This window comes from Gilliamella sp. ESL0254 (genome assembly GCF_013344985.1).
GTDB classification, from domain to species: domain Bacteria; phylum Pseudomonadota; class Gammaproteobacteria; order Enterobacterales; family Orbaceae; genus Gilliamella; species Gilliamella bombicola.
Genome location: NZ_JAAEDU010000001.1, coordinates 928,425 through 948,450, shown reverse-complemented (window position 1 = coordinate 948,450; position 20,026 = coordinate 928,425). Strand labels below are relative to the sequence as shown.

The window sequence follows — 20,026 nt, the reverse complement described above, 5'->3', positions numbered from 1 at the left end:
TAATCAATTAAAAATTGCAGAAATTCTAACCAAAATATTTTTAATAGCAAGCACTATAATTCATAAAATATATAAATAAATGAAATGGTTAAAGTATTATTTTTTAGATTTTATACTGAAAAAAAAGTGTTCAATAAATATAAATTACTCATATAATAAAAAATTAAATGGTAACTTATTATTTAATAATAATAATTAAACGTCACAAAAATGAGATTATTCATCTCATTATTCTGTTTTGGATTATTCGTAATACCAAGCGTATACTGTGCTAACCAATTATTTTGAAATATAGGGCAGTTAACATGAGCCAATTAAATATCGTTGCTACAATCACCGTTAAACCAGAATTTTATAATGCATTTCAACCGATATTTAAACGATTAGTCGCAGGTAGTAGAGCCGAAGCAGGTTGCGTGCGCTATGAACTTAATCAAGGTATTGATAACCCTAATATTTTTGTTGTGATCGAAACATGGGCTTCACAGCAGGCAATTGATTTTCACAATGCAACGCCTCATTTTGTCGAATTTGCCAACTTTGCTAAAGATCACGTTGATGGGTTAGAAATTAATATAGTTAAACAAATCATGTAGCTTAAAAGTTGATTATGATAGTTAGCTACTTAAGGTTAACTATCATGTTTATTAATCAAAGAGTTCGATTTTTACACTTCGTGAATCACTTCGCCCTAGGTCATCAAGCACTAAAATTTTAAACGTTCCGCTTTGTGTTGGGATCCAGTTAATTGCCTTTCGGGGATCGGTTTGCCCAATAAAATTGTCATTGACAAACCAATAAAGTGTTTTAACATCACCATCACTATTAGCGGTAAAACTAATTTGTTCATTTTTTTGTTTTGTTGTTCTAAATTGATAAACCACATTTTTGAGAGGTGACGTTATTTTAGGGGGTTCACCTAAATAGCTTTGTGATGAACGACAATGTTTTGTTGAAGGGGGGGCTTTTTTCGGGATACCTGCTTTGGCAAAAATAGCAGCTAAATCGGACGGCCAATATTCAAAAACAGCTAAGTGGGATGTGGCTAAATCATAAGGAGGGCAAACCGCTTTACCTGTTTGATTATCGACCATAACTGGTCTGAAAATAGTATCAGGATTAATGGGGGATACCCCAGGAATAAACCACGTTTTGCCTTTTGCTTTACACCATTGGGTAAGTAAATTGCCACTGGTTAGGCAAATATCAATGCGTCTTAAATTTGGCGGTAATGGGCGATAGGGCGCACGCAAGTTAGGATAATAAGCGTTAATACTATCAACGATATTAAAAAAGAGTGGTGTAGCAGCGTCAACGCCTACAAAGGCATTATTGCCACTACCATCAAAGTTACCAAGCCAAACCACCATAGCATAGTGTCCAAAAGTCCCTGCAGTCCAAGCATCACGAAAGCCCCATGAAGTACCCGTCTTCCAAGCAACAGGGACTACATTTTTTTGCATTTTGCTCAGCACATCTTGTGGACGGGTATTTTGTTTTAACATATCGATAGTCATAAATGCCGCTTGCGGGCTTAACAACTTTTCCGGTTCGGGAAGTGTTTCTGATTCGGTAAATTGCAGTGGTTGCCAGCGTCCCTCATTAGCTAGCATGGCATATAAGCCAACTAATTCTTGCTGGCTCACTTCACCGCCCCCCAACACTAAAGACAAGCCATAATGCGCTTCGTCGGCGAGCTTTTGGATATGGGCGTTGACTAAAAATTGGTAAAAAGTGGGATTATTCAATTTTGATGCAACCCATACCGCAGGAATATTACGGCTATGAATTAACGCATCGGTAGCCGAAATAGGGCCACGAAAGTTGCGATCGAAATTTTCGGGGGTGTATGAACCAAAATCGGTTGCTACATCTTTTAAAATGGTCCGGGGATGCAAAACACCTTGATCAATGCCAAGCGCATAAATAAACGGTTTAAGCGTCGAGCCCGGTGAACGTTTGGCAAGTGTACCGTTCACTTGACCTTGAATTGAATTATCAAAATAATTAGCCGATCCGATCAGCGCTTTAACCTTCATTGTTTGGGTATCAACCAAAATCACTGAGGCATTATTAATGCCTTTCAAACGATTGCGCTCAATAAACGCGTTGACTTGGCGATGGATGATTTTTTGCAGATTGCTGTCTAATGTGGTTTTGACTTTTTGGGTTTGGTCGTTTTTCTGGTGAATGATTTGATTCACAAAATGGGGCGCCACAAAGGGCACTTGTTCTGGTTGACGCAAAACCAACTTTTGCGAAAAAAGCGCTGCAATATGGCTATCAACATGATATTTTTCTTGCCAACGATCAAATAATTGATTTCTTGCTTTAACTAATGCTTTACCTGCAAATCCTGTTTTACGATCAACTCGATAGGTTGGGGATTGAGGTAAAACCACCAGCGTTAATGCTTCGGGTAAATTAACTTGTGCAGGTGGTTTATTAAAGTAAATAAATGATGCCGCGCCAACACTTTCAATATTGCGTCCAAAAGGCGCATAATTTAAATAAGCCTCTAAAATATCATGCTTGGAATACATCAATTCTAACTGAATTGCCCTAGCTATTTGATGCAATTTACCACCAATAGTTCTAGTATTTAACCGCCAATGCATGCGTGCCAGTTGCATGGTGATTGTGGATGCGCCTTGACGATTGCCTCCAGTCAAATAAGTTGCGCCAAAAGCGCGCATCAAACTAAATGGATTAACACCAATATGATAATAAAACCACTGATCTTCGTGCAGTAACAAGCCGTTAACAATATCGGGCGAAATATCTTCTAAAGGCGTCCATAAACGATAACGATCATCATTGGCTAATGTCATGCGAATTAACTGGTCACTGTCATCATAATAGCGCTTTGAAAAGCTTAGTGATTCTGAAAGTGGGGGATGTGGATATAAACGAATAGCAAAAATTGTAATAAATAACAGCAACAAAGCCATTAACTTATTTTGATGACGAACAATAAACCTGATCATATTTAGTTAATAGTCCAAAATGCTAGGCATGTTAGCAAAAACTGCCACCCATGCATTCACATCGGTGGCAGTTTACTTACATTTTTTCAACCGTCTTAATACCTAACATATCAAGACCAATTTTTAGTGTTTTCGCTGTTAAACAAGCTAATTTCAAGCGGCTTTGCTTCAAGCTTTCGCTGTCGGCTGTTAAAATAGGACAGTTTTCATAAAAACTTGAAAACAGCGTCGCAATTTCATAAAGATAAGCACAAAGTACATGCGGTGTACCTTCTCTTGCCACGATTGAAATTGTTTCGTCAAATTGAATTAAACGAGTCGCTAAGGCACGCTCTTTATCGGTTTCTAAACTAATATTACCTGTTAAGCTGTCTTCGGCAATATTTGATTTTTTAAATATTGATAACACACGGGTATAAGCATATTGTAAATAAGGTGCGGTATTGCCTTCAAATGACAGCATATTATCCCAATCAAAAACATAATCGGTGGTACGGTTTTTGGAAAGATCGGCATATTTAACTGCACCGATAGCGACTGCATCGACGATTTCGGCAAGCTCACTTTCTGTTAAGTCAGGATTTTTGCTACGAATTAATGTTGTTGCACGTTCACAAGCTTCATCTAACAAATCATTTAATTTAACGGTATCGCCAGAACGTGTTTTAAATGGCTTACCATCTTTACCTAGCATCATACCAAACATATGGTGCTCAAGTTTTAAAGATTCGGGCACATACTTGGCTTTATGAATAATTGTCCAAACTTGCTCCAAATGTTGATGTTGGCGAGAGTCAGTATAATAAAGAATACGATCAGCGTGTAACGTTTCGTAACGGTATTTTGCGCAAGCAATATCGGTTGTAGCGTAAAGATAACCACCATCCCGTTTTTGGATGATAACACCCATCGGCTCACCTTCTTTGTTTTTATACTCATCTAAAAACACAACAATCGCGCCTTCGCTTTCAACGGCTAGCCCTTTTTGTTTTAAATCGGCAACAATACCCGGTAGCATACTGTTATAGATGCTTTCGCCCATGGTGTCTTCAACTGTTAACGTAACATTTAAACGTTTATAAGTGGCAATATTTTGCGTCATGGTAATATCAACCAATTTTCGCCACATCTCGCGACAATATTCATCACCACCTTGTAGTTTTACTACATAATTACGGGCTTTTTCGGCAAACACTTCGTCTTCGTCATAATGTTTTTTGGCAGCGCGATAGAAAGATTCTAAATCAGATAGAGCCATATCATTGGCATGCTCATTTTGCATTTTTTCAAGATACGCAATTAACATACCAAATTGTGTTCCCCAATCACCAACATGGTTAGCACGAATAACGTTATGCCCTAAAAACGATAAAACGCGAACACTGGCATCACCAATAATGGTTGAACGCAAATGCCCAACATGCATCTCTTTAGCGACATTAGGTGCTGAATAATCAACCACAACTGTTTGTGGTTTTGCGGGTAAAGTGATATTAAGTTTATCACTGATTAAAGCAACTTCATTTTGCTCGGCAATCCAGTTATTTTTTAAAAAGATATTGATAAAGCCTGGACCTGCAATTTCAACTTTTTCGGCAATATCGTCAATATCTAAATGTTGTAAAACCGCTTGAGCAAGCTCCCGAGGCGGCATTCCGAGTTTTTTGGCTACAGACATAATGCCATTTGCTTGATAATCGCCAAATTGCACTTTAGCTGATTGCTTAATTAGAGCGTCGCAGTTTTTATCTGCACCTGCCATAATCATTGCTTGCGAAACACGTTGCGTTAATAATTGTTGAATATTCACACTAAACCTAATCTATATATACTAAAATAGCTAATATCATACCGAGAAAGTGAAGAATTGTCACTGATTGGATATGGTGAAGGATTCTTGTTTTTTAAAAGAAAAATTAAAAGAACTAATAAAATCAATTTATTATGAATAATTTTGTCTGAAATTTGAGAGAGATATTTTGACCATCAAAACTACAAACGTCAGCTCCCGCCAACCCAAATATTTTATTAACCAAAACAAAAACTTATTTTTGTTCAAAAAACGGTCAGGAAAGGTATTGATTTTATTTAAGTTTTTATCTGTTGGTTTTTAGTCAAAAAACACCATCAAAACCATTTCTCAAAGCATACTACTAAAAGCTTAACCCCAACCCCTTAACAAAACTTTACAAAATTTTAACAAAAAAAGTAGCGCATAATTAATCAACAGCTTATAATTTAAGCGCTTTTAAAGCAGGGAAATGCTCATTAGCTGAGCAGTCAATTATAAAAAATCCAAATAAAACAAAAATTTACTTGACAGGATAATCGAAATGCGCTATCATACTTGGCATCTGGCATCTGGCATCTGGCCTGCCAAACCTACGCCCTAAATCTTTTTCAATTTCACCGTAGTCCAAAAAAGACTCAATTTTCATTTTTATCACCGAAGTTATCTAAATCATCGAGCTTGGCGTTACCGCAGAGGCCGAGTTTTTTATCTTACTTATCGAAGTCACCATTGGCCTTTGCACCATTGCTGTTATTGTCGTATTCGCAAAGTTCGCAGGCGTTAACAGCTCAGACATCACAAGTTATTCGAGGTTCTGCGCCGTATTTTACGTATGATGGCGGTCGAACTAGGGCTACCACAACGGATGATTTATTGACTATCACATTACCTAATGGTACAAGGGTTACGCCGTCAATTAATACAACAAGTGCGGGAAATCCGATAATGTTACCTGCCGGAAGTACCTTTAGCGATATAAGGACTTTTGTGCCTTCCCCAAATTTTGCCTCGGATTTAGATACTATAGTGAGGGCCTATCAGAATTGGTGGGGGGATGATGATGGAGATGGTCAAGGTACTTATAATGTTACTGCGACGGGACGTTTATCAATTTCGATCATAGACAGATATGGTAACAATGTAAACTATCTTAGTAATCGTTTACTCCCATGTTGGGGACCATATAAGATGACATTAAGTGTTACAAATGGAAGTTTAAAAACTCGTTATGGCCTACCTAATCGTAGTGATTTTCCTAGTGGCACGGCAACATATTATATTTCTTCGGGAGCAGAAATCTGTTCCGTAATGCCGAATTTGTTCTATGGTGGTACAGGTCGTATCATGGGCGACAGTCCCCAAGATACTGGGCATATCGGTCCAGCTTGGGATCCTAAGAAGGGTTTTAAAGATCGCCCATCAACCAATCCCACATTATACAGCCAAAATTTTCCGACAACAGGTGCTGATCGTTTGTATTTTGATTTAGATATCGGTGGAATGGATGGAAGTCAGTTGACGTGGTCTCCTGTTTCTCATGATGGGATAACTGCAACAGTCACATGGGGAAGATACAGTGATAATTGGCTTATTAACTCTCAGCCTGTAACGAGGGTAATGTTAAATGGTCCTAAAGCGAGTACTAGTCAGATAAATACAACTAGTCCTAGTTCTTTAAATGCGCCAAGTTTACCACATACTTTTGAGTTAGAGGGTAGGGATAGAAGTGGTAATGTGATGATTAAATATGGATTTGTGTTAAAACAGTGGTTCGTCAATCGTAACAATAGAGCAGCGACGCAGCCTGAGCATTCCTCTTGGTGTAGTAGGTTAGGTTATCGTCTTCCTAAGATCAAGGACTTGACTAACCATCGGTGTGGTATCACAAGTGCTTTTCCATGTTATGGAGGTATAAACGGGGCCACTCCGTGGGGGTCTAAGGGTTTTTACATGCGTCATATTGGTGCTGGGTTTTTCTCTGAATGGGGCCGCATGTCTGATTACGTCGGTGCGAACTTCGTTGACAGCTTCTATTATTGGACGGATGATGTTATTAATGGCTCAGGGTTCCATGTCACGCTCGGCGGTACCGTGCGCAAAGAAAGAACTTCTTACAACTACTATGGCCTTTGCACCACGCCTTAGATTCTAATCCTTAGGCTGTGGGGATACTTATGGTGTAAATAAAAAATAATTTATCAAAGAACAGCACCCTGCACAGTTGGCGTGCTGAGTAATTAAAAAGTGCATGCCAAGCGGTTTTGCTATTTAATAGCAAAACCGTTTCCTTCAATTTAAAAGACTAATCAATATTGGCAAACTTATGGCTTTGTACACTAAGTAGCCATTTATTATCAAAGCGATCTTTGTTGATTTTCCCCAATAGTTCAATGGTTTCAAACATATTAAACGCACCATTTTTTTCGCACGGTGAAAGGTAATAGCGTTTGGCGTGAATTTGAGTTTCGATATATTGGCAAAAAGGGATAAAATCAGCATGATTTTCGGCAACAATCCGCACTTCATTGGCAGTAGTTTGTACTATTTCTTGATAGCGTGACCGATAACAAAACTTAGGGCTAAGAGCTATATAATCTATAAGCGGATCAACTTTGCCAAGTCCATTACTTTCAATGGCAATAAAATAACCCGCATTTTTTAATGGTACAAGCAATTGAGATAATGCTTTAACCATAGTCGGTTCGCCGCCAGTAATAATAATGTTTTTGCTGTTATATTCACTCACTCTAGCAAGCAGCGTATCTAACGTAATCCGGGTAAATTGGCGGAAATTAGTATCACACCAAGCACAATTTAAATTGCACCCAGCAAAACGGATAAAAACAGCAGGCATGCCTGTATTATAACCTTCGCCCTGTAAAGATTCGAAGATTTCAACAATGCGAAATTCGATCATTTTTGGCTCCGATGATATTCACAATATGAAGTTGGCGTTTCCCATAATTTGATCATCGAAACAGGCAAATATTGCGACAGGCAATCAAATATGAATTTGCTCATTGCTTCAGCAGTAGTGCGGCATGGAAAGGCAAAAATTTTGCGCTCCATTTCTTGTAGTAACGTGGCTATACGGCACTCATTTGGGTTATTTTGGTTGTAAAGATAAGCGTGATCCAGTGGATCAATAATATGCTGTTTAACAATCATTTTTAGATCAGCATAATCCATGACCATGTCTTGACTCGAACCAGTATCGATAAGATCACCGCTAATTTCGACTAATAAGCGATAAGTATGACCATGCAGATTGTGACACTTTTTATTGTGCCCATCTAGCATATGACAGGCGTCAAATTGAAACTCTTTAGCTATTTTGAACATTTTATATTCCTAGTTTTTTTACGTGGGATGGGTTACGAACCACGGTTAGCTAACCTAACAAAATAAAGGCGCTAATATAATAGATAAAAGCTGAGTTGTCATCTTGCAAGTTTTATTTAAAACAACATTGAGTGGTAATTGATTGAATTGCGATCATCTTTATTTTTAACGCTAGTTAAGCTTTAAATATTTGCTGATCTTGCTGTATAAATTTTATAAAAAATATTCTAAATTTGCTCTTGAAATTTAGATTGCAACACACATTTAGATCACATGCAAATGGGTTGAATGTGTTAAGCATTGAATCCAAATCTATTGCTCAGGAGATAAATACTATGAGGTTAGATAAATTAACAAACAAGTTTCAACAAGCTTTAGCTGATGCGCAGTCAATGGCATTAGGTAAAGACAATCAATATATAGAGCCTGTGCATGTTCTATCAGCCATGCTTAATCAAGAAGGTAGCAGTGTAACGCCATTATTGACTACTGCTGGTGCAAATGTCGCTGTTTTGCAACAAGAATTAACGCAAGCCATTGATCGATTACCCCAAGTTCAAGGTGTGGGTGGGGATGTTATGCCATCACAAGAGTTTGTTCGTGTATTAAATCTATGCGACAAATTATCCCAAAAAAATGGCGATAGTTATATATCATCAGAACTCTTTATATTAGCCGCTTTAGAAGACAAAGGTAGCTTAAGTGATATTCTTAAAAGATCAGGCGTCAATAAAGACAAATTTAGCCAAGCAGTCAATCAAGTAAGAGGTAGCGATAACGTGAACGACCCTAATGCAGAAGATCAACGTGGTGCTCTTAAAAAATATACTATTGATTTAACTCAACGAGCAGAACAAGGTAAGCTTGATCCTGTTATTGGTCGTGATGAAGAAATTCGCCGAACAATTCAGGTATTACAGCGCCGTACTAAAAATAATCCGGTATTAATTGGTGAACCAGGCGTGGGGAAAACCGCCATTGTGGAAGGTTTAGCTCAACGTATTGTTAACCGCGAAGTGCCTGAAGGATTGCGGAATAAACGCGTTTTATCGCTAGATATGGGCGCATTAATTGCGGGTGCTAAATATCGTGGTGAATTTGAAGAACGGTTAAAAGCCGTGCTTAAAGACTTAGCAAAAGAAGAAGGTCGCATAATATTGTTCATCGACGAAATCCATACCATGGTTGGTGCAGGTAAAAGCGATGGTGCAATGGATGCCGGTAATATGCTAAAACCTGCATTAGCGCGTGGAGAATTGCACTGCGTGGGCGCAACAACACTAGATGAATATCGTCAATATATCGAAAAAGATCCGGCATTAGAGCGTCGTTTCCAAAAAGTCTATGTTGCTGAGCCAACAGTTGAAGATACTATTGCCATTTTGCGTGGCTTAAAAGAACGTTATGAACTGCATCATCATGTACAAATTACCGATCCGGCAATTGTGGCTGCGGCAACGTTATCGCATCGTTATATTTCAGATCGCATGTTACCTGACAAAGCAATTGACTTAATTGATGAAGCTGCATCCAGCATTCGTATGCAAATGGATTCCAAACCTGAATCTTTAGATCGACTTGAAAGGCGCATCATTCAACTTAAACTTGAACAACAAGCGCTTAAAAAAGAGTCTGACGACGCCAGTAAAAAACGACTTGAGATGTTAAACGATGAACTTTCCGAAAAAGAAAAGGAATATGCATCACTTGAAGAAGAATGGAAATCAGAAAAGGCAGCTGTTTCGGGCACGCAAAGCATCAAAGCTGAGCTAGAAAAAGCGCGTACTGAAATAGAGCAAGCACGTCGAGCTGGCGACTTGAGCAAAATGTCTGAATTACAATACGGCAAAATACCAGAGCTCGAAAAGAAACTTGCTTCAGCAACTCAGTTAGAAGGCAAAACCATGAAGTTATTGCGTAACAAAGTGACCGATAACGAAATTGCCGAAGTGCTATCTAAAGCGACAGGTATTCCGGTTTCTAGAATGCTTGAGAGCGAAAAAGACAAACTATTACATATGGAAGATGCTTTACATAAACGTGTCATTGGCCAAAACGAAGCGGTATTAGCGGTTGCTAATGCAATTCGCCGTAGCCGAGCAGGGCTTTCAGATCCAAACAGACCAATTGGATCGTTCCTATTCTTAGGACCAACAGGGGTAGGTAAAACCGAGCTTTGCAAATCACTGGCTAACTTTATGTTTGATAGCGAAGATGCCATGGTGCGTATAGATATGTCAGAGTTTATGGAAAAACACTCTGTTGCTCGCTTAATTGGTGCACCTCCGGGTTATGTTGGTTATGAAGAAGGCGGGTACTTAACAGAAGCAGTTAGACGTCGACCTTATTCAGTCATTTTACTTGACGAAGTCGAAAAAGCGCATCCAGATGTCTTTAATATCTTACTGCAAGTTCTCGATGATGGACGCTTAACTGATGGCCAAGGTCGCACGGTTGATTTTCGTAATACCGTCATAATTATGACATCAAACTTAGGATCTGACCTAATTCAAGGTCAAGTTGATCTAAGTTATGACGAAATGAAAGCGCTAGTGATGACAGTTGTTGCTAAACACTTTAGACCAGAATTTATCAATCGTATTGACGAAACAGTGGTCTTCCACCCACTCGGTCAAGAAAACATCAAAGCGATTGCAAAAATTCAATTAGCACATGTTGAAAAACGGTTAGATGAACGTGGTTACCAATTGGATATCTCGGATGCAGCGTTGGAACAACTTGCTAAAGTCGGCTTTGACCCAATTTATGGGGCAAGACCACTAAAACGAGCAATCCAACAAGAGATCGAAAACCCATTGGCACAGCAAATACTGTCTGGCAAACTAGTTCCGGGTAAAACCATTCATCTAGATTTAGTTGGCGACAATATCGAAGCTAAACAGTAATTAACCATCAAACAACAAACCGGCCTTTATGGTCGGTTTTTTTATGCCACTAAAATAAACACCATAACAACCGTTTGAAAATAAAAATAACTTTAATTTTTTATATAAAAAACAATTGCTTTAATTTATAATTAAAAAAATCAGGATAGGATATTTAGGTGTCTAATGAACCATAACTACAAATTTACCGTGCACGCTGCAGATAAAGGCTTTTCCACTTTTATCCAAATGTTATTTCTTCTATTTGTGTTTATCATACCAACAGCAATTTTTATTTATCTTCTATTAACTTGTACTTCAAAAAATTGGATGGTGCCAGTAGGCATCTGTGTTGGGTATCTCATAATCACCGCGGCGGCTTTTCGATTAGGCTTTTATCTTACAGTAAAAAAACAGCAAGAAAATCTACAAATCAGCATTGATGAACACAACCTAACCCTATCATCTGAAATACGACCAACAACGGTAATCCCACTACAACGAATCCACATCTTCTTTATCCATACTCTTGACTCTATTAAATTGGATTGTATCCGTATCAAATTAAATATTGAAAATATTGGCAATAAAGACACAATACTTGATTTTTCTATTGAACAAAAACCATCATCAAGCACCGAAATCAAAGATAACTTTCTAGCTTTTCAACAGTTTATTGATATCTTTTATAAAAATGTCATCGAGAACAAATTCGAATTAATTGCAAGGGAAGTTGGCGAACCGGTTCCTGATTCAGAAAAAAAGATTTATGCAAGGAAGTAACGTTTGTATAAAAATATAAATAGAGTAAGAAAACCACTAATTAAACGCCGTATAGGCGGTTTAGAAATACTGCAAGTACAGGGTAAAAAAACAACGACCCTTAACGCCGCATAGGCGTTTAATTCAAATAAAATCAATTATATAATTATAAAAACATAATATTTTCCAAATAAGGATGGCTATATTGTTTGTCTTATTCCAGCGTCAGAATGTGCCGACAACAGTTGTCTGGAACAAATTTGAACATCTGAGCACAGCGAAGATGACCTCGTAGAGGCGAGTATCAGGATGATACGAGTAGTGCCGAAGGCCACATTCTGCAGCCAAAGCGCGGGATTGCAAAGGGAATTCGCTTTAATTCCCTTTGCTCGGACGTGGTCACGATAGCTATTTTGTTCACTAAAGGTCAAAACGTCCGAAACCACCGCACCCAATCCATCCTATTCACCAAAACAAAAAAAGACCTAATTTTCCGCCAAAAATCGGTCAGAAAAGATATTGATTTTATTAAAGTTTTTTCTAGCTGTTTTTTATTCAAAAAACCTCACCAAAACCATTTCCCAAAACACGCCACCAAAAGCTCAACCTTATGCACTTAACAAAACTTTACAAATATTTAACAAAAAAAGTAGCGCATTATTAGTCAAGCGGTTATAATTTAAGCGCTTTTAAAGCAAGGGAGTGCTCATTAGTTGAGCGGTCAATTATAAAAAATTCAAATAAAACAAAAATTTACTTGACAGGATAATCGAAATGCGCTATCATACTTGGCATCTGGCATCTGGCATCTGGCATGCCAAACCTATGCCCTAAATCTTTTTCAATATCATCGTAGTCAAAATCAGACTCCATTCTTATTTTTATCACCGAAGTCATCTAGCTTAATAAACTCGCCGAGTTTATCGGTAGTGTTGTTGTCGAGGCAGAGATTCAATCTTTTATCGTTCTTATCAAAGTCTCCGCTATGGATTGCGGCGTTATTGTTTTGGTTGTGTTCATTTGGTGCACAGGCCTTAACAGCGCAAACCTCAAGGGTCATTGAGGGGAGTGGGCCGTATTTAACATCTGATGGAGGCCAAACCAAGGTAACAGACCTTGAATCGTTGTTCACCATTACGTTGCCTTATGGTGGAAAGGTCACGCCGTCAACGAATACATCAAGTAGGACAAATCCAATGGTATTATCAACATGGCGTACTTTGGGTGAGATAAAGACTATTTTTCCACCATCGACCACTTTTGTGCGTTTAAATGATTTAGTCAATACTTATCATTATTGGGGAGATGATGATGGAGATGGACAGGGTACTAATGGTGTAACGGCGACAGGGACTTTATGGCTTTCGTTACATGATAAGAATGGAGATACTGTACGTCCTAATGATAGATTAGATGCATGTAAGGCGCCTTATAGGGTAACAATAGGTTTAAACCCCGATGGTGCTAGTTTAACTACACAGTATGGCGTGCCAAATCGACGTGTATTTTCAACCACTAATGACAGGGAGTATTATTATTTCAAACCAAATGCAAATTGTTTGGTTTTTATGCAGTCGGCAAGGCCGAATTTGTTATATGGTGGTACTACTGGCATCAATTCTAGTGACAACCCTCGCTACTCAGGCCCATCTAACATATGGAGTCCTACAAAGGGTTTTTTGACTCAGTCAACGCGTTCATCATCTTATGACCAAAATTTTCCTACAACGGGTGCCGATGGGTTGTATTTTGACTTAGAGATGCCTACTGGAGTTAATGCAAGTCAGTTGACGTGGTCTGTTGTCACGAATGGTAATATAACAGCTACGGTGACAAGTGTTACACCTAGTGATAGTTGGATTCCTAGTGTTGATAGGGGAAAAGTTGTCGCACGAGTTAAGTTAAGTGGTCCTAGGGCGGATAGTGCTCGGATACGTTCAAATTATCCTAGTCCTCTAGATGTACCCACTTTGCCACAGACATTTGAGTTGGTGGGTAGGGATAGTGATGGTAATGGGGTGAAGTATGGATTTGTCTTAAAGCAGTGGTTCGTCAATCGGGGTATTTCTACGGGTAACCGGTCTACCCACTCCAATTGGTGTAGTCGTTTGGGTTATCGTCTTGCTAGGGTAAGAGATTTAACCAATGAGGTTTGTTCTGGTGAAAATTCAGGAAGTTGGTGTCAAGGTTCTGTCGGCGCCACACCTAGTTCATCTAATAATACTTATATGCGTCACATAGGTGCAGGGTTTTTCACTGAGTGGGGCCGCATGATTAATTACTCTGGTGCGGAGTTCGTCCCCAACACCTACTGGACGAGCGACGTAGTAAGTAGTAGCGAAGGCTTCGCTGTCAACGGGGGCGACGGCAGAGTTGACCGCAATAACTTTGCCGATACCGTTTACGCTGTTTGCACCACACCTTAGCTTTTATTTCTTAGTCCTTAATCCTTAGACCGCGGGGCGGTTATGGTGCAGATAGAGGATAATTTATCAAAGAATAACGCCCCCGCATAAGTTGGGCGTTTTCCCTTAGGGTTGCGTTGTTGTGGTGAAGCTACAATCGCGCCGCCCACGCCGCCGCCTACGCTGAAAGCGTGGCTTTCGATGGCTCAAGGGCAAAATAAATAAGAATAACCAAGCAGTTGGTGGTAATGATAAGTGTTTGCTGTGTACTTTAACATAGTGGTGTTAATTCGACTAATGGCATCTATTAAATGCTTGGAATAATATGCCTAACAATAAAATGAGCACTACAACACAGCATTTATTTATCACCCAAGGCTTTCAACCTAAAATTGTCACGCAAACTTGCTGATAAAAGGACGAGAGTGAGGGGATATTGTTAAACCATCGATATGCGCATCTTAGGTTGCAACTTCCCGACTGCGGGGTGCGGAATGGCTTTTGATTTAGTTATATCAAAACGCCAACTGACTTGGCCCTCAAAACCACTCAAAACACAACCACCCAAAGCTAAAAATTCCCCACAAAAATCGGTCAGGAAAGGTATTGATTTTATTAAGGTTTTTTCTGTCTGTTTTTTCACAAAAACAACGCCTCCATAAATTGCTCTAAAAACCTCCATTAAGCAATTCGGTTATAAGATAGCAGTAGGAACAAGCCCAATTGTGCGTTAAAATAGCTTACATTATTACAATAAATTACCAAGGAAATCGCATGACAACCGAAATGACAACACTCGATAAAATCAAAAAACAAATTGCTGAAAACCCGATTATTCTATATATGAAAGGATCGCCAAGATTGCCAAGTTGTGGCTTTTCGGCTCAAGCGGTGCAGGTTTTATCGCAATGTGGCGAGCCATTTGCTTATGTTGATATTTTACAAAACCCTGATATTCGTGCCGAATTGCCTAAATTTGCTAATTGGCCAACGTTTCCACAATTATGGGTGGAAGGCGAATTAGTAGGTGGCTGTGATATTATGTTAGAAATGTTTCAAGCTGGTGAATTGCAAACGCTTATTAAGCAAACTGCTGAAAAGCATAAATCTTAATTAAGCGACGAATTAAGCGCGCAACTTTAGCGCGCTTTTTTGTGTGAGTTATACTACGAGTAAATTAATTTTCGATTGTATTTATCTGTTTATTCGTTTTTAGTTTATTGCGCACTGTTATGGTTCTGTTCTTGTTGTGTCTCTGTTTCACTATCTATAGCCGCTAAAGGCCATCCCCCAAGCGATTTAAGTCGATTAACAATTTTACAAAAAAGTATAGCGGTTTTTTGCGTGTCATATAGCGCGCTGTGGGCTTGTTTATGATCGAAGGTGATTTGCGCCACTTGGCAAGCCTTGGCTAGCACCGTTTGCCCAAAAACTAGACCACTGAGCGATGCAGTGTCAAAGGTAGCAAATGGATGAAAAGGGTTACGCTTGATGCCTGAGCGCTCAGCCGCTGCCATTAAAAAGCTGTGATCAAAGTGCGCATTATGTGCAACCATTACCGCGCGCGTGCAGTTGCTGTCTTTTATGCCTGTTCTGACCATTTTGAATATCTCGTCTAAGGCTTGCCTTTCGTCCACGGCAGCGCGCAGTGGATTGTCAGGATCGATACCGTTGAAGGCGAGTGCCGCGGGCTCTAAAATGGCTCCATTAAATGGGGTTACATTAAATTGCAAGGTTTGATCTGGCTCTAACCAGCCGTCGGGTGTCATTTTTAAGGTAATGGCGGCGATTTCTAAAATGGCGTTGAGTTTTGAATCGAATCCTGAGGTTTCAATGTCAATGACAACGGGATAAAATCCACGAAAGCGTTCACATAATTTGGCGTTTGGCACAACAATTTATCTTATTTGTCAAAAAAGGCTATTATGCCAGTTTTTAAACGGTTCGCCTAGTATTGGCTTTAAGCGTTTGTTGTTAATCTATTTTCTCTAAGTTTTATGCAAATCACATTAAGATAAACGAGTAGATGCGCTTATTAGCTAAAGCGATTATAATTATCCCCTATGTTTTGATGATTTTAAAACCGAGCAGATTATGCATCACTTAGAATTAGAGCAGATTATTAATAACGAGTTGCAAATTGCTCGTTATCGGGACTATGCACCAAATGGACTGCAAGTGCAGGGGCGTGCGCAAGTCAATAAGATTGTGACAGGCGTGACCGCTTGCCAGTTATTGTTAGATAAAGCAGTCGAACTACAAGCCGATGCCGTGCTAGTACATCATGGCTATTTTTGGAAGAATGAAGTACAAACCATTACCGGCATTAAATATCAACGAATAAAAACACTATTAACTAACGATATTAATCTATATGGTTACCACTTGCCGTTAGATGGTCACCCCATTTTGGGTAATAATATTGAGCTGGCTAATTTATTGGGTATTTCGGTCGATAAGCGTAATGATATCATCGATTTACTTTTTACTGGCACACTAAATACTCCACTCACAGCTTTACAATTTAAACACCAGCTTGAGCAACTGTTACATAATAATAAACGGCAAGTGCTGTTTTGTGGTGATAACGCACCGCAAGTGATTAAGCGCATTGCGTGGTGCAGTGGTGGTGGACAAGATTATATTGAACAAGCAGCGCAAATGGGCGTGGATGCCTTTTTTACTGGCGAAGTGTCAGAGCGCACCATTCATATTGCACGCGAATATGGTATTAACTTCTATGCGGCAGGGCATCATGCAACCGAGCGTTATGGTATTGAAAAACTAGGGAAATGGTTAGCGAGTAGTTATGGTGTTGAGGTTATTTTTGTTGATATTGATAATCCTGCATAACAAAAGTTGAATTTACCTTAGAAATATCGCATACTTATTCGCAGATTTTTTATTCTTTACCCTATGTTATAAACCGATTATGTGAGAGGTCATTTTATGTTTACAGGAAGTCTGGTTGCACTTGTTACTCCCATGGATACGAAAGGAAACGTTGACCACGTAAGCTTAAAAAAATTGGTTGAATACCATATTGCTAATGGGACATCGGGTATTGTTTCGGTCGGTACTACTGGCGAATCGGCTACGCTTGATCACCATGAGCATATCGATGTTATAAAACGAACAATTGATTATGCCGATGGGCGTATTGCTATTATTGCTGGTACTGGTGCAAACGCAACGAAGGAAGCTATTGAATTAACCAGCCGGGTTGAAAATATCGGTGTTGTCGGTTGCTTAACTGTTGCGCCTTATTATAATAAGCCAACACAAGAAGGCATGTATCAACACTTTAAAGCTATTGCCGAAAGCACTGCATTGCCACAGATTTTATATAACGTACCTGGGCGCACTAGTAGTGATATTAAACCTGAAACCGTTGGGCGTTTAGCGAAGATCAAAAATATTGTTGCGTTAAAAGATGCAACAGGTGATCTTTCAAGAGTTTACCCAACTCGCAAATTGGTCGGTCCTGATTTTAAATTATTAAGTGGCGATGATTCAACATTTTTAGACTTTATGATTTTAGGTGGCGATGGAGTGATTTCGGTCACTGCCAACGTAGCAGCCAAAGCCGTTGCAACTGTTTGTCAGCTTGTGGTTAATAACCAAATTAAAGAGGCACGCAGTTTAAATGATACTTTGATGACTTTACATCATAATTTATTTATTGAACCCAACCCAACGCCAGCTAAATGGGCTTGCGCAAGATTAGGTTTAATGCAAAGCGCAACAATTCGGTTGCCACTGGTATCGCTAAGCACTTCGTCAATTCCAGCGGTTGAGCAAGCGTTAAAAGAGGCAAATTTACTGTAATAGTTTTGTATAACCTTTAATTAAAAAGCAGATATCTATGTTAAATAATACATTGAACAGAACCTTATTTAAAAGCAATGTCCTTAAAAAAACGGCGATTTTGTCCGTTGTGGCTTCTTTGTTCCTTGCGGGTTGTGGTAGTGATCAGAACTTTAAGCGCGAAGTCGAAGGTAACGAAGATTATCTTCAATCTCCCTCTTTAAAACCGTTAATCATTCCCGAAGGCGTTTCAGTACCAACTGCAACAAGTGACTTTTATGTTGATAAAACCGAGATTAAAGGCAATTTAGGCAAACAATTGGATATTAGACCGCCAAGTTTACCAATCCCAACAGTGCCAGATGCTTTTGCGGTTTATAATAGTGGTTCAGTTACCTTTAATGCACCATTAAGTAATCAAGTGTGGGAACGCATTCCTAATAGCTTAAGCAAAAGAAATATTTCAATCGCTAGCCAAGATAGCAACGCTATTCAAACAAATAAAGCTTTTATAATCCGTGCGGATGAAGAGCAAGCGGTTGAGGCTTCTTATTCAATTAAACGTCAATTGCTAGGTGATACCGAAACAATCACTATTTTGATCACGTCGTTAACTCGTGGCACTGACGATTTAACTTCACAACCAATTGAAGTTCAACGCTATGTTGTCGGTTTGTTTAATGACATTATGGATGATGTTGCACCAGATTCAATGCGTGTAGCGCCGCCAAAAGCACAAGATAAAGAAGCTGAAAAAAATAAGGCCGAAAGTAAAAAACCAGCAACAGCCGTGAGCAGTACAAATTAAGAATAAGTTTGGAATTTAAGGAGCGTATAGCTCCTTAATTATTTATAAGCAATTTGATATAAGGTTATAAACATGAAAAAGTTGGCTGAGCTTTATCGTGGTAAAGCAAAAACGGTATATACCACCGAAAACCCTGATTTACTAATCCTTGAGTTTCGCAACGATACATCAGCATTCGATGGTTTACGCATTGAGCAGTTAGATCGTAAAGGCATGGTGAATAATAAATTTAACTATTTTATTATGACGCAATTGCGCCAAGCTGGCATTCCAACTCAAGTTGAGTCCTTATTATCTGACAATGAAGTACTTGTTAAAAAATTGCAAATGGTGCCAGTTGAATGTGTAGTGCGCAATCGCGCAGCGGGATCTTTAGTTAAACGTTTAGGGATTGAAGAAGGTCAGGTTTTAAATCCTCCTACATTTGAATTATTTCTAAAAAATGATGCATTGCACGATCCAATGGTTAACGAATCACACTGTAAAGCCTTTGGTTGGGCTAGCGATGAGCAATTAGCCAAAATGAAAGAACTCAGCTTTAAAATTAATACCATTTTGACTGATTTGTTTGATAAAGCAGGGCTGATATTGGTTGATTACAAACTTGAATTTGGTTTATTTAAAGGCGAAATTACTTTAGGTGATGAGTTTTCACCTGATGGTTGTCGCCTGTGGGAAAAGTCCACACTTAAAAAAATGGACAAAGACCGCTTCCGTCAAGGATTGGGTGGAGTGATTGAAGCTTATGAAGAAGTGGCAAAACGCATTGGTGTGCCTTTGTAATGTTTGCGCAGTTTGATATCTCTTTTTTTCTTCTTTTGGGTTTAGCGGCACTGTGTTATTTAACTCATAATAACACAGTGACATTTGCTGTACTGTTATTGTTACTGTTTAAATTAACGCCGCTTGACACTTATTTCCCGTTTTTAAATAAATATGGCTTAACTATCGGTATTGTTATTTTAACTGCCGCGATGATGGTGCCATTGGCCGATGGATCGTTAAAAATTGGTGATATTGCTAAATCATTTACTACTTGGCAATCACTATTAGCTATTTTGGTGGGTATTTTAGTCTCGTGGCTTGGCACGCGTGGTATATCGCTCATTGGTGCACATCCTACCATTATCAATGGCTTAATTATTGGCACGCTAATTGGTGTTGCATTTTTCAAAGGCATTCCAGTTGGTCCACTGATTGCTGCCGGTATATTATCGCTATTAATTGGGAAAAGTTAG

Annotated in this window: 17 protein-coding genes and 1 riboswitch; of the genes, 11 read left to right on the top strand and 6 right to left on the bottom strand. The window is 38.9% G+C overall.

What is annotated here, in order from left to right; all coding sequences use genetic code 11:
* Positions 1-305: 305 nt before the first annotated feature.
* On the top strand, positions 306-596 hold the full coding sequence (locus tag GYX25_RS04450; protein WP_174786816.1) for a putative quinol monooxygenase: 291 nt from the start codon (positions 306-308) through the stop codon (positions 594-596).
* 51 nt (positions 597-647) lie between these two features.
* Here GYX25_RS04450 and pbpC read toward each other — a convergent pair whose 3' ends face one another.
* Together pbpC and argS are read right to left on the bottom strand one after the other, a co-directional pair.
* Positions 648-2,987 carry a penicillin-binding protein 1C gene (pbpC, locus tag GYX25_RS04445; protein WP_174786815.1) on the bottom strand — a complete coding sequence of 780 codons (2,340 nt, stop codon included), beginning with the start codon at positions 2,985-2,987 and terminating at the stop codon, positions 648-650.
* Positions 2,988-3,063: 76 nt separating this feature from the next.
* On the bottom strand, positions 3,064-4,797 hold the full coding sequence (argS, locus tag GYX25_RS04440; protein ID WP_091350142.1) for an arginine--tRNA ligase: 1,734 nt from the start codon (positions 4,795-4,797) through the stop codon (positions 3,064-3,066).
* Between the two features lie 537 nt (positions 4,798-5,334).
* On the opposite strand from argS, the gene GYX25_RS04435 reads away from it, so the two are divergent.
* On the top strand, positions 5,335-6,924 hold the full coding sequence (locus GYX25_RS04435) for a hypothetical protein (RefSeq protein WP_174786814.1): 1,590 nt from the start codon (positions 5,335-5,337) through the stop codon (positions 6,922-6,924).
* Positions 6,925-7,081: 157 nt separating this feature from the next.
* On the opposite strand, the gene GYX25_RS04430 is transcribed toward GYX25_RS04435, so the two are convergent.
* Together GYX25_RS04430 and queD are read right to left on the bottom strand one after the other, a co-directional pair.
* Positions 7,082-7,696 carry a 7-carboxy-7-deazaguanine synthase QueE gene (locus GYX25_RS04430; protein ID WP_174786813.1) on the bottom strand — a complete coding sequence of 205 codons (615 nt, stop codon included), beginning with the start codon at positions 7,694-7,696 and terminating at the stop codon, positions 7,082-7,084.
* A complete protein-coding gene (gene queD, locus GYX25_RS04425; RefSeq protein WP_174786812.1) occupies positions 7,693-8,121 on the bottom strand; it encodes a 6-carboxytetrahydropterin synthase QueD in 429 nt (142 codons plus the stop codon). The genes GYX25_RS04430 and queD overlap by 4 nt, the downstream gene beginning before the upstream one ends.
* 3 nt (positions 8,122-8,124) lie before the next feature.
* Positions 8,125-8,170, bottom strand: a riboswitch (PreQ1 riboswitch).
* A gap of 286 nt (positions 8,171-8,456) precedes the next feature.
* On the opposite strand from queD, the gene clpB reads away from it, so the two are divergent.
* From clpB to GYX25_RS04410, 3 genes are all read left to right on the top strand, one after another.
* The gene (gene clpB / locus GYX25_RS04420) at positions 8,457-11,027 is read left to right on the top strand and encodes an ATP-dependent chaperone ClpB (protein WP_174786811.1); all 2,571 of its coding nucleotides are present in this window, start codon (positions 8,457-8,459) and stop codon (positions 11,025-11,027) included.
* Between the two features lie 165 nt (positions 11,028-11,192).
* Positions 11,193-11,789 (top strand): hypothetical protein, encoded by a 597-nt coding sequence (locus GYX25_RS04415; RefSeq protein WP_174786810.1) that lies wholly within the window; start codon positions 11,193-11,195, stop codon positions 11,787-11,789.
* 767 nt (positions 11,790-12,556) lie between these two features.
* The gene (locus GYX25_RS04410) at positions 12,557-14,194 is read left to right on the top strand and encodes a hypothetical protein (protein WP_174786809.1); all 1,638 of its coding nucleotides are present in this window, start codon (positions 12,557-12,559) and stop codon (positions 14,192-14,194) included.
* A 418-nt stretch (positions 14,195-14,612) separates the two neighbouring features.
* Here GYX25_RS04410 and GYX25_RS04405 read toward each other — a convergent pair whose 3' ends face one another.
* Positions 14,613-14,816 (bottom strand): hypothetical protein, encoded by a 204-nt coding sequence (locus tag GYX25_RS04405; RefSeq protein WP_174786808.1) that lies wholly within the window; start codon positions 14,814-14,816, stop codon positions 14,613-14,615.
* 143 nt (positions 14,817-14,959) lie between these two features.
* Here GYX25_RS04405 and GYX25_RS04400 point away from each other — a divergent pair, with 143 nt between their 5' ends.
* Complete coding sequence (locus GYX25_RS04400; protein ID WP_091350279.1) at positions 14,960-15,286, top strand: Grx4 family monothiol glutaredoxin; 327 nt, start codon at positions 14,960-14,962, stop codon at positions 15,284-15,286.
* 104 nt (positions 15,287-15,390) lie between these two features.
* On the opposite strand, the gene rnt is transcribed toward GYX25_RS04400, so the two are convergent.
* Complete coding sequence (gene rnt / locus GYX25_RS04395) at positions 15,391-16,065, bottom strand: ribonuclease T (RefSeq protein ID WP_209435399.1); 675 nt, start codon at positions 16,063-16,065, stop codon at positions 15,391-15,393.
* Between the two features lie 202 nt (positions 16,066-16,267).
* On the opposite strand from rnt, the gene GYX25_RS04390 reads away from it, so the two are divergent.
* From GYX25_RS04390 to GYX25_RS04370, 5 genes are all read left to right on the top strand, one after another.
* Positions 16,268-17,026, top strand: coding sequence for a Nif3-like dinuclear metal center hexameric protein (locus GYX25_RS04390; protein WP_174786807.1), 759 nt, complete (start codon positions 16,268-16,270; stop codon positions 17,024-17,026).
* A gap of 96 nt (positions 17,027-17,122) precedes the next feature.
* A complete protein-coding gene (dapA, locus tag GYX25_RS04385) occupies positions 17,123-18,001 on the top strand; it encodes a 4-hydroxy-tetrahydrodipicolinate synthase (RefSeq protein WP_091350169.1) in 879 nt (292 codons plus the stop codon).
* Positions 18,002-18,038: 37 nt separating this feature from the next.
* A complete protein-coding gene (gene bamC / locus GYX25_RS04380) occupies positions 18,039-18,788 on the top strand; it encodes an outer membrane protein assembly factor BamC (protein ID WP_091350171.1) in 750 nt (249 codons plus the stop codon).
* 72 nt (positions 18,789-18,860) lie between these two features.
* Complete coding sequence (gene purC, locus GYX25_RS04375) at positions 18,861-19,571, top strand: phosphoribosylaminoimidazolesuccinocarboxamide synthase (RefSeq protein ID WP_091350174.1); 711 nt, start codon at positions 18,861-18,863, stop codon at positions 19,569-19,571.
* The gene (locus tag GYX25_RS04370; RefSeq protein WP_091350181.1) at positions 19,571-20,026 is read left to right on the top strand and encodes a DUF441 domain-containing protein; all 456 of its coding nucleotides are present in this window, start codon (positions 19,571-19,573) and stop codon (positions 20,024-20,026) included. Before purC ends, GYX25_RS04370 begins: the two co-directional genes overlap by 1 nt.